The organism is Amycolatopsis sp. NBC_01307 (assembly GCF_035975215.1).
In the GTDB taxonomy this organism is placed as follows: Bacteria; Actinomycetota; Actinomycetes; order Mycobacteriales; family Pseudonocardiaceae; genus Amycolatopsis.
Map to the genome: position 1 here is coordinate 6,159,779 of NZ_CP108403.1, position 13,653 is coordinate 6,173,431.

The 13,653-nt window shown below is 64.6% G+C and carries 6 protein-coding genes and 3 rRNA genes; 5 read left to right on the top strand and 4 right to left on the bottom strand.

Annotation, left to right across the window (positions count from 1 at the left end):
* Nucleotides 1–611 precede the first annotated feature (611 nt).
* From rrf to OG439_RS26405, 3 genes are all read right to left on the bottom strand, one after another.
* A 5S ribosomal RNA gene (rrf, locus tag OG439_RS26395) occupies nucleotides 612–728 on the bottom strand.
* Between the two features lie 81 nt (nucleotides 729–809).
* Nucleotides 810–3,931 (bottom strand): 23S ribosomal RNA (locus tag OG439_RS26400).
* A 323-nt stretch (nucleotides 3,932–4,254) separates the two neighbouring features.
* Nucleotides 4,255–5,770: ribosomal RNA gene (locus OG439_RS26405) — 16S ribosomal RNA — on the bottom strand.
* The 16S, 23S and 5S rRNA genes sit together here, the layout of an rRNA operon.
* Nucleotides 5,771–6,246: 476 nt before the next feature.
* On the opposite strand from OG439_RS26405, the gene OG439_RS26410 reads away from it, so the two are divergent.
* A complete protein-coding gene (locus OG439_RS26410) occupies nucleotides 6,247–7,050 on the top strand; it encodes an alpha/beta fold hydrolase (protein WP_326943515.1) in 804 nt (267 codons plus the stop codon).
* A complete protein-coding gene (locus tag OG439_RS26415; RefSeq protein WP_326943516.1) occupies nucleotides 7,047–7,805 on the top strand; it encodes an SDR family oxidoreductase in 759 nt (252 codons plus the stop codon). Before OG439_RS26410 ends, OG439_RS26415 begins: the two co-directional genes overlap by 4 nt.
* On the opposite strand, the gene OG439_RS26420 is transcribed toward OG439_RS26415, so the two are convergent.
* Nucleotides 7,802–9,346, bottom strand: a complete 1,545-nt coding sequence (locus OG439_RS26420; RefSeq protein WP_326943517.1) for an IS1634 family transposase — start codon at nucleotides 9,344–9,346, stop codon at nucleotides 7,802–7,804. The two genes, OG439_RS26415 and OG439_RS26420, sit on opposite strands and share 4 nt — an antisense overlap.
* Before the next feature lie 153 nt (nucleotides 9,347–9,499).
* On the opposite strand from OG439_RS26420, the gene OG439_RS26425 reads away from it, so the two are divergent.
* The 3 genes from OG439_RS26425 (at nucleotide 9,500) to OG439_RS26435 (ending at nucleotide 13,650) form a co-directional block, all read left to right on the top strand.
* Nucleotides 9,500–12,097, top strand: a complete 2,598-nt coding sequence (locus OG439_RS26425) for a bifunctional FO biosynthesis protein CofGH (protein ID WP_326943518.1) — start codon at nucleotides 9,500–9,502, stop codon at nucleotides 12,095–12,097.
* 50 nt (nucleotides 12,098–12,147) lie between these two features.
* Nucleotides 12,148–12,681 (top strand): DUF4232 domain-containing protein, encoded by a 534-nt coding sequence (locus OG439_RS26430; protein WP_326943519.1) that lies wholly within the window; start codon nucleotides 12,148–12,150, stop codon nucleotides 12,679–12,681.
* A gap of 111 nt (nucleotides 12,682–12,792) precedes the next feature.
* On the top strand, nucleotides 12,793–13,650 hold the full coding sequence (locus OG439_RS26435) for a HalD/BesD family halogenase (RefSeq protein WP_326943520.1): 858 nt from the start codon (nucleotides 12,793–12,795) through the stop codon (nucleotides 13,648–13,650).
* Nucleotides 13,651–13,653: the final 3 nt, after the last annotated feature.

Here is a 13,653-nt window from a genome sequence, read left to right on the forward strand (position 1 = left end):
CCGGCCGGGATCCACGTGTTTCCAGGCAGATCTCGCGTGATTGAGGCCGGAACTCGCGCACCGCGCGAGAGCAGCTCGCACACCCGAAGAGTCGGCTCGTGTCCCCAGCCGGTCAGCTCACGTACCCAGCCAGTCGACTCACGTACCCAGCCAGTCGACTCACGTACTCGGACAGTCGGCTCACGTCCCGAACGGTCGGCTCGCGTACTTCGACGGTCGGCTTGCGTACCTAGACAGTCGGTTCGCGCACCCGGACGGTCGGCTCGCGTGATTGAAGCGCCGGCACCCGTGACCAGACGGTCGAAACCGGTGATTCACGGGTCACCACGCGGCCCAGACGGCCGGCGCGCGTGCGTGAAGGGTCAACTCGCGTGACTGGAAAGCCGACTCGCGTGATCAGAGGGTCAACACGTGCATCGGGAGCCGGCACGTGTGATTGGAGAGTCGACACGTGATTCAGAAGCTGGCACGTGTGATGGGAGGGTCAACACAGTTGGGGGGTCGACACGGGTCCGGCGGTGCCGGCGACACCTGGTTTTGGGCATAAGAAAAAGGGCCTGGCCCGGGAGAACTAGTGTTCTCGACCGGGCCAGGCCCTCTCTCAACGAAATGTTCGGCGGTGTCCTACTCTCCCACAACCCTTCGGTTGCAGTACCATCGGCGCTGTCAAGCTTAGCTTCCGGGTTCGGAATGGGACCGGGCGTTTCCCTGACGCTAAAACCACCGAAACACTATCAAACACCCACACCCCCCAAACACAGGGAGCTGTGTGGTGTTTCAGAACCGTAGAGTGGATGCGTAACACCTTCGTAGACAAGTCCTCGGCCTATTAGTACCAGTCAACTCGACAACACATTACTGTGCTTCCATATCTGGCCTATCAACCCAATGGTCTATTGGGGGCCTTAACCCACAAAGGGTGGGATACCTCATCTTGGAACAGGCTTCCCGCTTAGATGCCTTCAGCGGTTATCCCTTCCGAACGTGGCCAACCAGCCATGCCCCTGGCGGGACAACTGGCACACCAGAGGTTCGTCCGTCCCGGTCCTCTCGTACTAGGGACAGCCTTCCTCAAGTATCCTACGCGCGCGGCGGATAGGGACCGAACTGTCTCACGACGTTCTAAACCCAGCTCGCGTGCCGCTTTAATGGGCGAACAGCCCAACCCTTGGGACCTACTCCGGCCCCAGGATGCGACGAGCCGACATCGAGGTGCCAAACCATGCCGTCGATATGGACTCTTGGGCAAGATCAGCCTGTTATCCCCGGGGTACCTTTTATCCGTTGAGCGACACCCCTTCCACCAGGTGGTGCCGGATCACTAGTCCCGACTTTCGTCCCTGCTCGACATGTCTGTCTCACAGTCAAGCTCCCTTGTGCACTTGCACTCAACACCTGATTGCCAACCAGGCTGAGGGAACCTTTGGGCGCCTCCGTTACTCTTTAGGAGGCAACCGCCCCAGTTAAACTACCCATCAGGCACTGTCCCTGAACCAGATCATGGCCCGAGGTTCAGATTCCCAATTCGACCAGAGTGGTATTTCAACAATGACTCCACAGTAACTAGCGTCACCGCTTCACAGTCTCCCACCTATCCTACACAAGCCGAACCGAAAACCAATACCAAACTATAGTAAAGGTCCCGGGGTCTTTCCGTCCTGCCGCGCGTAACGAGCATCTTTACTCGTAGTGCAATTTCGCCGGGCCTGTGGTTGAGACAGCCGGAAAGTCGTTACGCCATTCGTGCAGGTCGGAACTTACCCGACAAGGAATTTCGCTACCTTAGGATGGTTATAGTTACCACCGCCGTTTACTGGCGCTTAAATTCTCAGCTTCACCCCCGAAGGGATTAACCGGTCCTCTTAACGTTCCAGCACCGGGCAGGCGTCAGTCCATATACATCGTCTTGCGACTTCGCATGGACCTGTGTTTTTAGTAAACAGTCGCTTTCCGCTGGTCTCTGCGGCCACCCACCCCTAGTCCGTAAAGGACTTCAGGATGTTTGGCCCCCCTTCTCCCGAAGTTACGGGGGCATTTTGCCGAGTTCCTTAACCACAGTTCACCCGATCGCCTTAGTATTCTCTACCTGACCACCTGTGTTGGTTTGGGGTACGGGCCGTGCATGCACTCACTAGAGGCTTTTCTCGGCAGCATAGGATCACTCTACTTCACCTCAAACGGCTACGCATCACGTCTCAGAGTATATAAAGCACGGATTTGCCTATGCTTTCTCCTACACGCTTACACCAGGACAACCATCGCCTGGCGGAGCTACCTTCCTGCGTCACCCCATCGCTTGACTACTACGAAATCAGGTCCCACGCTCCACAATGCCAACTCCGCCCGAAGGCATCACCGGCACGCTTTGGGTGGTTAGTATCAAACGCCTCGTCATGGGCGCACATGCTCGGGTACGGGAATATCAACCCGTTGTCCATCGACTACGCCTGTCGGCCTCGCCTTAGGTCCCGACTTACCCTGGGCGGATTAGCCTGGCCCAGGAACCCTTGGTCATCCGGCGGCAGAGTTTCTCACTCTGCATTCGCTACTCATGCCTGCATTCTCACTCCCACACCCTCCACCGCTAGCTTCCGCCACGGCTTCCCTGGGTGCAGGACGCTCCCCTACCCATCAACACGACTACACAAGGACTTCAAGAGCCCAAGTGGATCTATTGTGTCAATGACACAGCTTCGGCGGTGTGCTTAAGCCCCGCTACATTGTCGGCGCAGGACCACTTGACCAGTGAGCTATTACGCACTCTTTCAAGGGTGGCTGCTTCTAAGCCAACCTCCTGGTTGTCTGGGCAATCCCACATCCTTTCCCACTGAGCACACACTTAGGGGCCTTAGCTGGTGTTCTGGGCTGTTTCCCTCTCGACGACGAAGCTTATCCCCCGCCGTCTCACTGCCGCACTCTCACACCACGGTATTCGGAGTTTGGTTGATTTCGGTAACCCGGTAAGGCCCCTAGACCATCCAGTAGCTCTACCCCCGTGGTGAAACATGCGACGCTGCACCTAAATGCATTTCGGGGAGAACCAGCTATCACGGAGTTTGATTGGCCTTTCACCCCTACCCACAGCTCATCCCCTCAGTTTTCAACCTAAGTGGGTTCGGGCCTCCACGACGTCTTACCGTCGCTTCACCCTGGCCATGGGTAGATCACTCCGCTTCGGGTCTAGACCACGCGACTCATTCGCCCTATTCAGACTCGCTTTCGCTACGGCTACCCCACACGGGTTAACCTCGCCACGCAGCACTAACTCGCAGGCTCATTCTTCAAAAGGCACGCCATCACCATTACAGCTCTGACGGCTTGTAGGCACACGGTTTCAGGTACTCTTTCACTCCCCTCCCGGGGTACTTTTCATCTTTCCCTCACGGTACTAGTCCGCTATCGGTCTTCAGGAAGTATTTAGGCTTACCGGGTGGTCCCGGCAGATTCACAGCAAATTCCACGAGCTCGCTGCTACTCGGGAACACCACCAAGAACAACAACACAAGTTTTCGCGTACGGGGCTCTCACCCACTCCGGCCGCCCATCCCAAGGCGTTCCACTAACCCATGCGTCAATTCCGAAGAAATGTCAGTTCCTTCAAGGCGGGTCCCACAACACCGACTACACAACCCCTGACAGGTATCACATGCAATCGGTTTAGCCTCTTCCGCTTTCGCTCGCCACTACTCACGGAATCACGGTTGTTTTCTCTTCCTACGGGTACTGAGATGTTTCACTTCCCCGCGTTCCCTCCACACACCCTATATATTCAGGTGCGGGTAACACCACATCACTGGTGCTGGGTTTCCCCATTCGGAAATCCTCGGATCACAGCTCGGTTGACAGCTCCCCGAGGCTTATCGCAGCCTCCTACGTCCTTCATCGGCTCCTGAAGCCAAGACATCCACCATGTGCCCTTAACAACTTGACCACAAAGATGCTCGCATCCACTCTACAGTTCTCAAACACCACACCAGAAACAAACATCGCTCCCGAGGCGTAAGCCCCGAGGCGTGTTGCCTCAGGACCCAACAGTGTGCTTCGTGAACAACCCACCACTCGACTCGGCGAGCGTCCTCCACGACCCCGAAGGATCAGTACTAACGCCGGCGTCTGTCACCGCGATAAGCCATAACCAGTAGTTCCACAATTCCTTGAGCAACCAGAGCAACACTGCATTCGAGTGTTAAACCCCAGCCACCCCACGCCCTGGTTCCGGGTATCCCGGGAACGTGGATGTGTTGTGCTCCTTAGAAAGGAGGTGATCCAGCCGCACCTTCCGGTACGGCTACCTTGTTACGACTTCGTCCCAATCGCCAGTCCCACCTTCGACCACTCCCTCCCCGAAGGGTTGGGCCATGGGCTTCGGGTGTTACCGACTTTCATGACGTGACGGGCGGTGTGTACAAGGCCCGGGAACGTATTCACCGCAGCGTTGCTGATCTGCGATTACTAGCGACTCCGACTTCACGCAGTCGAGTTGCAGACTGCGATCCGAACTGAGACCGGCTTTAAGGGATTCGCTCCACCTCGCGGTATCGCAGCCCTCTGTACCAGCCATTGTAGCATGTGTGAAGCCCTGGACATAAGGGGCATGATGACTTGACGTCATCCCCACCTTCCTCCGAGTTGACCCCGGCAGTCTCCCACGAGTCCCCGCCATAACGCGCTGGCAACGTAGGATAAGGGTTGCGCTCGTTGCGGGACTTAACCCAACATCTCACGACACGAGCTGACGACAGCCATGCACCACCTGTACACCAACCACAAGGGAAGCCCCATCTCTGGGGATGTCTGGCGCATGTCAAGCCCAGGTAAGGTTCTTCGCGTTGCATCGAATTAATCCACATGCTCCGCCGCTTGTGCGGGCCCCCGTCAATTCCTTTGAGTTTTAGCCTTGCGGCCGTACTCCCCAGGCGGGGTGCTTAATGCGTTAGCTACGGCACGGACAACGTGGAATGTCGCCCACACCTAGCACCCACCGTTTACAGCGTGGACTACCAGGGTATCTAATCCTGTTCGCTCCCCACGCTTTCGCTCCTCAGCGTCAGTATCGGCCCAGAGACCCGCCTTCGCCACCGGTGTTCCTCCTGATATCTGCGCATTTCACCGCTACACCAGGAATTCCAGTCTCCCCTACCGAACTCAAGTCTGCCCGTATCGACTGCACGCTGAAGGTTAAGCCTCCAGATTTCACAGCCGACGCGACAAACCGCCTACGAGCTCTTTACGCCCAATAAATCCGGACAACGCTTGCACCCTACGTATTACCGCGGCTGCTGGCACGTAGTTAGCCGGTGCTTCTTATCCAGGTACCGTCACTTGCGCTTCGTCCCTGGCGAAAGAGGTTTACAACCCGAAGGCCGTCATCCCTCACGCGGCGTCGCTGCATCAGGCTTTCGCCCATTGTGCAATATTCCCCACTGCTGCCTCCCGTAGGAGTCTGGGCCGTGTCTCAGTCCCAGTGTGGCCGGTCACCCTCTCAGGCCGGCTACCCGTCGTCGCCTTGGTAGGCCACTACCCCACCAACAAGCTGATAGGCCGCGGGTTCATCCTGCACCGCCAGAACTTTCAACATTCTCCCATGCGAAAGAATGTGATATCCGGTATTAGACCTCGTTTCCAAGGCTTATCCCAGAGTGCAGGGCAGATTACCCACGTGTTACTCACCCGTTCGCCACTAATCCACCCGAAGGCTTCATCGTTCGACTTGCATGTGTTAAGCACGCCGCCAGCGTTCGTCCTGAGCCAGGATCAAACTCTCCAACAATGAATAGTTTGATCGAGACTATGTACTCAATCATTCTCAAAGGAACCTCATACGAGGTTATATATAAGCTCTACTGGCTTAGTTCACTAGCACACTGTTGAGTTCTCAAGCAACACACTCCGGAGTCACCCGCGTTATCGGCGGGCTCAACCTCGGCGATTGTTTCAAGCTATTTGGTGGGACACCCACTCAATCGCTTCTGCGAGAGCTTGGTTCGTGTCCCCGCCGCTCGGTTTCCCTGGCGACTTGGAGAACTTTACATGCCCCGAAACCACCCGAAACAGGGGGGTCCGTTAACAAGATCAGCGCAGGTCAGAACCCCTGACGGAGCCCGTCCTGGCCTCAGTGTGCCCCCGGAGCCCCGAGAGCGCCAGGGGAAATCCCGGGAACCAGCCGAGGAGAGCACGCAAAGAACATTGCTCCGAGTACATTGCGTCGTATTGCTCCGCGTCAAAGCTCCGCCTAGCGTCGAAGACATGACCTCCACTCACGACGACGCGGGACCGAAGGACGCGACCACCGTCCTGCTCGTCCACGGCCACCCCTTCGACCGCTCGATGTGGCGGCCCCAGGCCGAGCACCTGACCGAGCTGGGCTACCGCGTCGTCGTCCCCGACCTCCGCGGCTACGGCACCCACAAGAACGGCACCCACAAGACCGAAGCGACCAAGACCGGCCTCGACGTCTTCGCGAACGACCTCGTCGAGCTGGCCGACCACCTCGGGATAGAGAGCTTCGTGCTCGGTGGCCTCTCCATGGGCGGCCAGATCGTCATGCAGACCGTCGCCCGCCACCCGGACCGCGTCAGCGCTCTCCTGCTGGCCGACACCTTCGCCGGCCTCGACACCCCCGAGGTGAAACAGGGCCGCGTCGACACCGCGGCGAGGATCACCAGGGAAGGGATGGAGCGCTACGCCGAGGAGCTGCTCCCGAAGATGATCTCGCCACAGACCCGCGCGACCAGGCCGGACGTCGAGGAGCACGTCAGGAGGATGATGCGCGACGCTCCCGCCGAGGGGGCCGCGGCCGCGTTGCGAGGACGCGCCGAGCGACCCGACTACACCCCCGGGCTCGGGAACATCGACGTGCCGACCCTGGTCGTAGTAGGGAGCGACGACGAGTTCACCCCGGTCCACGACGCCGAACGGATCCACCGGGAAGTGCGGGGTTCGACCCTGGTGGTGATCGACGGCGCGGGCCACTTGCCTAACCTGGAGCGCGAGACCGAGTTCAACGAAGCGCTCAGCACCTTCCTGACCACAAGCGGAGCCAAGCCATGACCCAGCAGACCGTGTTCGTGACCGGCGCCAGCGCCGGCTTCGGTGACGCCATCACCCGCCGGTTCGTCGCCGAGGGCGCCCGGGTGATCGCCGTCGCGCGTAGTGAGGACAAGCTCGAGAAGCTCGCCGGGGAACTCGGCGACGCCGTCCTCACGCTCAAGCTCGACGTCAGCGACCCCGAAGCGGTCAAGACGAAGATCGACGGCCTGCCCGAGGCGTGGCGCGAGGTCGACGTCCTGGTCAACAACGCCGGGCTGGCGAAGGGCCTCCAGCCCGCGCACCAGGCCGATCTCGCCGACTGGGACGAGATGATCGCGACGAACGTCCGCGGCCTCACCCACGTCACGCGCGCGCTGCTGCCCGGCATGGTCGAGCGCGGTCGCGGCCACGTGCTCAACATCGGCTCGATCGCCGGCACCTACCCCTACCCCGGCGGCAACGTCTACGGCGCGACCAAGGCGTTCGTCCACCAGTTCAGCCTCAACCTGCGCAGCGACCTGCACGGCACCGGCGTCCGGGTGACGAACATCGAGCCCGGCATGGTCGGCGGCACGGACTTCTCGAAGGTCCGCTTCGACGGCGACCAGGGCAAGGCCGACAAGGTCTACGCAGGCACCACCCCGCTGACCGCGGACGACGTCGCCGAGTCCGTCTACTGGGCCGCGAGCCAGCCGAAGCACGTGAACATCAACGTCATCGAGCTGATGCCGGTGGTGCAGAGCTTCTCCGCGCTGCAGATCCACCGCGAGTCCTAAAAGAGGGCGAAGAGCGCCTGCTGCGCCGGGTCCCGCTCGGTCGGCCGGCGCCCGGTCCGCGGCCGCCCGCCGGTCGACGGGTAGTGCAGCACCAGCTCGCCGATGCCCGCGAGCCGCTCGAGCAGCTCGCTCACGGACAGGTTCATCCCGGCCCGGTCGGCCTCGCGCCGCATCAGGTGCGTCACCGTCGCGGCGAGCACCGAGACGAGCCCGTGCGCGGCGATGCGCTGCCGCGTCCACTCCCAGCGCGGGGTGGGGCCGGTGACGGCGGGCCCGGTCAGCCAGCGGAACGTCGACTCGAGGTGGGTGCGCGCCCGGTAGGCGGTGACGAGCTCGGCGACCGGCCAGTCCCGGTCGGTGACCAGCACCTGCTTGCCGAAGAACTCGTCGTCGAGGCGGGCGACGGCGGCGGTGTCGATCCGCCGCTCGAGGCGGATCTCCCCGGCCCGGCTCCCGCTCAGCACCGCGGTGAGCACGCGTTCGACGCGCCGGCCGCGGGTGACGCGGCCGATCTCGGCGTGCACCTGGGCGCGGTCGCCGCGGTGGGTGCCCGCCGCGAGGGCGCCGGCCAGGCCGTCCAGCTCGCGGGTCGCGGTGGCCAGCTCGTCGGCGAACGCGCGCGACTGCGCCGCGTGCAGCGTCGCCGAGTGCGTGAGGACGACCCGCCGCCGGACGCCGTCGACGACCGCGTGCGTGTCCAGCGCGGTGAGGCCGGCGAACCGCTCGGGGTCGACGCGCTTGCGGGCCGACGCGGGCTGGGTCAGCAGCTCGGGGTGGTCGGTCAGCGGCAGCGAGCCGACGAACCCGCTGCGTGAGCCCAGGTCGAGCTGGGCGGCCTGGCCCGTGTGGAAGATGAGCGTCGCCGGGCCCAGCTCGCCGGTCAACGCGGCGAACGTCGGGGCCGTGCCGTCGTCGCGCCGGTACAGCCGCGAGCCGAGCGGGATCGCGCCGTCGCGGGTCACCCGCAGGCCCACGCCGGCGAGCACGCTCTGGCAGGCCGAGGGCAGCGTGCAGTCCGCGGCGGCGAACGCGGCGAACTGCGGGACGTCGACGGCGAGGGCCGCGTGGTCGTCGAGGATCTCCAAGACCGCGGCGGCGACGGTCTCCTCGATGCGCGTGATCCGTTCGGGGGTCAGCCTTTCCAGCGCCCGCCAGAATCCTTCCACTGTGGACACCCGGGGCCGCACCAGGTCCGGGGCGGCCCCGGTCGCCCACCAATCCGCGATCGGCGTGTCCGGCGCGGTGGCCCGGTGCAGCACCGCGATCGCCAGCGTCAGCCCGAGCGTGGTCTTCGCGCGCTGGGGCCCGGCGACCTCGTCGACGCGGCGGACGAAGTCGAGCCGCCGCAGCGTCGCCCACACCGCGGCGACGTCGCCGTACGCGCGGTAGCGTGCCGACGCCGGTTCACCGCCCGGGACCGCGCGGGCGATCTCGTCGGCGGTACCGAGATAACGTTGAGTCACCACACGCGGCTTGCCGTCCACCCGCGCGGACTCCGCGAGGTAGTAGTACGTCCGTCCGCCGATCTTCTTCCCGATCACCGAGGCCACCCTTTAGGTAATACACGCCGGACGGCTGATCGACAACCATCCCGCCGCGCTGACCTGCGACGACGATCACGATCCACGATCGGGTGAGCCGGGTGTGGAAGACACACTGGCTGGTCGCACGAGGACGGTCCTAGCGTGGGCGGAATGGGACCCGATCCTGACGCCACCACCCCGACCGCCTCCGCGATGCGCCGTGCGCTCGCCCGGGCGCGTGACGGGAAGACACTCGACGTAGCCGAGGCGAGCGTCCTGCTGCACGCCCGCGGTGAAGATCTGGGGAAGCTGTCCGAGTACGCCTCCCGCATTCGTGACGCCGGTCTCGCCGAGGCCGGCCGCGCGGGTGTCATCACCTACAGCCGCAAGGTCTTCATCCCGCTCACCCGGCTCTGCCGCGACCGCTGCGGCTACTGCACGTTCGTCACCGTGCCCGGCCGGCTCGAATCGCCGTTCCTCTCGCCCGACGAGGTCCTCGACATCGCCCGCAAGGGTGCCGAGATGGGCTGCAAGGAGGCCCTCTTCACCCTCGGCGACCGGCCCGAGGACCGCTGGACGGCCGCCCGCGACTGGCTGGACGCGCACGGCTACGACGACACGCTCTCCTACGTCCGCGCGATGGCGATCCGGGTGCTGGAGGAGACCGGCCTGCTGCCGCACCTCAACCCCGGGGTCCTGACCTGGCAGGACTTCCAGCGGCTCAAGCCGGTCGCGCCGTCGATGGGCATGATGCTGGAGACCACCGCCACCCGGCTGTGGAGCGAGAAGGGCGGCCCGCACTACGGGTCGCCGGACAAGGACCCCGCCGTCCGGCTGCGCGTGCTCGAAGACGCCGGCCGCAGCAGCGTCCCGTTCACCACCGGCGTGCTGATCGGCATCGGCGAGACGCACGAGGAGCGCGCGGACGCGCTGTTCGAGATCCGCAAGGTCGCCAAGACCTACGGCGGCGTCCAGGAAGTCATCGTGCAGAACTTCCGGGCCAAGCCGGACACTAAGATGCGCGCGACGCCGGACGCCGACCTCGAAGAGCTGGCCGCGAACATCGCCGTGGCGCGGCTCGTGCTCGGCCCGAAGATGCGCATCCAGGCGCCGCCGAACCTGATCGGCAACCAGTACGACCTGATGATCCGCGCCGGGATCGACGACTGGGGCGGCGTCTCGCCGCTGACCCCGGACCACGTCAACCCGGAACGCGCGTGGCCGCAGATCGACGAGCTGGCCCGCCGCACCGAGAAGGCCGGCTTCGAGCTGAAGGAACGGCTCACGATCTACCCCGAGTACATCGAGGCCGGCGAGCCGTGGCTGGACCCGCGGATCACGCGGCACGTCGCCGCGCTCGTCGACCCGGCCACCGGGATGGCGCGCGAGGACGCGATGCCGGTCGGCATCCCGTGGCAGGAGCCGGACGGCGGCTGGCAGCAGTCCGGCCGCACCGACCTGCACACCGAGATCGACACCACCGGCCGCACGGAAGACCGCCGGAGCGACTTCGACTCGGTGTACGGGGACTGGAAGGAGATCGGCGACCGGATCAAGACCGGGCCGCAGAAGTTCGACTCCACCGTCCTGGAAGCCTTGCGCAGTGCGGAAAAGGACCCCGCCGGGCTGTCCGACGACGCCGCGCTCGCGCTGCTGTCCGCCGACGGCAAGGAGCTCGACGCCTTCACGAAGCTCGCCGACGACCTGCGGCGCGAAACGGTCGGCGACGACGTCACCTTCGTCGTCACGCGGAACATCAACTTCACCAACGTCTGCTACACGGGTTGCCGCTTCTGCGCCTTCGCCCAGCGTCGCACCGACGCCGACGCGTACACGCTCTCGCTGGAGCAGGTCGGCGACCGCGTCGACGAGGCGTGGGCCGCGGGCGCGACCGAGATCTGCATGCAGGGCGGCATCCACCCGGACCTGCCGGGCACCGCGTACTTCGACCTCGCGGCCGAGGTCAAGCGCCGGCAGCCGGGCATCCACCTGCACTCCTACAGCCCGATGGAGGTCGTGAACGGCGCTTCGCGGACCAACCTCTCGCTGCGCGACTGGCTGATCCAGGCGAAGGAGTCCGGCGTCGACTCGCTGCCGGGCACGGCCGCGGAGATCCTCGACGACGACGTCCGCTGGGTGCTCACCAAGGGCAAGCTGCCGACGTCGGAGTGGATCAAGGTCGTCACCACCGCGCACGAGGTCGGCCTGCCGACGACGTCCACGATGATGTACGGCCACGTCGACACGCCGGCGCACTGGGTCGCGCACCTGAAGCTGCTCGCGAAGCTGCAGCGCGACGGCCTCGAGAAGCACGGCAAGCGCGGCTTCTCCGAGTTCGTGCTGCTGCCGTTCATCCACCAGAGCTCGCCGATCTACCTCGCCGGGCTCGCCCGGCCGGGGGCGACGCAGAACGAGAACCGGGCGGTGCACGCGCTGTCCCGGCTGCTGCTGCACGGGATGATCGACAACATCCAGAGCTCCTGGGTGAAGCTCGGCACCGAGGGCAGCCGCGCGGTGCTGCAGGGCGGCGTCAACGACATCGGCGGCACGCTGATGGAGGAGACGATCAGCCGGATGGCCGGCGCGTCGAACGGCTCGTACAAGACGATCAGCGACATGCGCGAGATGGTCGAGCCGCTGGGCCGCCCGCTGGTGCAGCGGACGACGGGCTACGGCCGGCCCTCGGCCGAGCGGATCGCCGCGGCGGAGGCGTCCGACGGTGTCGCCACTGCGGTGCGCAAGCCGCTTCTGCCGCTGCTCACGCCGTAGAAAGCGGTAGCGGGCGCCCGGCTCCGGGGCGCCCGCTACTCTTCCGGCTCATGGGGGTCTTCCGCTTCGCACCACTTCTCTTCGTAGCGCTTCTCGCGGGTTGCGGCACGCCGCCGCCTCCGCCGCCCGTCCCGTTGCCGACCACGACGCCGAGTCCGACGTACGCGCCGCCGCCGTCGAGCGGACTGTCGGTTTCGGTCGGCCAGGTCGAAGCCGGGCTCGGGCACCGCGCCAGCGTGCTGACGCTGACCAACCGGGACAGCGAGCCGCGCAAGGTCACCGGCTACCCGGACCTGAAGATCCTGGCGGGCGACGGCTCGCCGCTCGACGTCAAAGTCCTGCACGAGACGTCCTACTTCGCGCCCGATCCCGGCCCGCGGGACCTGACCGTCCAACCGGGTGGGACGGTCCTGTCCGTGCTCGCCTGGTCGGCCACCGTGACGTCCGGGGACAAGCACACCGGCGCGGCGATCTCGGTGATCCCGGTTCCGGGGGAAGCCGCGCAGACGCAGCCGCTGGACACCGACCTCGGCACCACGGACACCGTCGAGCTCAGCGCGTGGGCCACCGAAATCGGCCACTGACCACTTTGTGTCACCGCTCACAAACCCACGGTTCACCGCCGGGGCCTTGTGCTACTTGTTTTCCTCACGACCAGGGCAAGCACCGTAGCTTCACCTGCCGGAAGGACTTCGATGAGCACCTCCGTGGCCGCGCTGGACATGATCGACTCGGACCGCTATCCGCTCACTGATACCGGCAGCGAAGCGTGGCGGGCGGTCGTCGCCCGCACCCGCGCGGACCTCGCCGACGTCGGCTGCAGCGTCCTCGCCGACTTCATCCGGCCGGAGCTGCACGAGGTCCTGCGGGCCGAGTGCGCCGCGCTCGAACCGCACGCGTACACGAAGATCGAAAAGGTCAACGCCTACAACACCGCGATCGACGCGGACCTGCCCGAAGACCACCCCGGCCGGCGGATCATGGAGCGGGGCAACGCCTTCGTCGCCCGCGACCACATCCCGGCCGGCGCGATCATCGGCCGGCTCCACGGCAGCCCGGTGTTCCAGCGGTTCATCGCCGACTGCTTCGGGTTGCCGGAGCTGCACGAGCTCGCGGACCCGCTGTCCGGGCTGACGCTCAACGTGATCGCGCCCGGCCGCGCGCACCCGTGGCACTTCGACACGAACTCCTACACCGTCAGCATGCTGACGCAGGCCGCGAGCGACGGCGGGACGTTCGAATACTGCCCGAACATCCGTTCCGCCGATGCGGAAAACTTCTCCGCCGTGCGGGGCGTTCTTTCCGGCGAAAGCACCCATCCGGTCCAGCGCCTCGGCCTCCGTCCGGGCGATCTGCAGTTGTTCAAAGGCCGCTTCGCCTTGCATCGGGTCACTAGGGTGGAAGGGAAGATCGCGCGCCACTCGGCGATCTTCGCTTACAGCGAGCGCCCCGGCGTCATCGGCAGCCCGGAGCGGACCAGGCAGCTCTTCGGCCGGGTCCTGCCTGAGCACCTGGCTGGTCACGCTGTGCGGGGCGACGCCCTGCTCGACTAGATC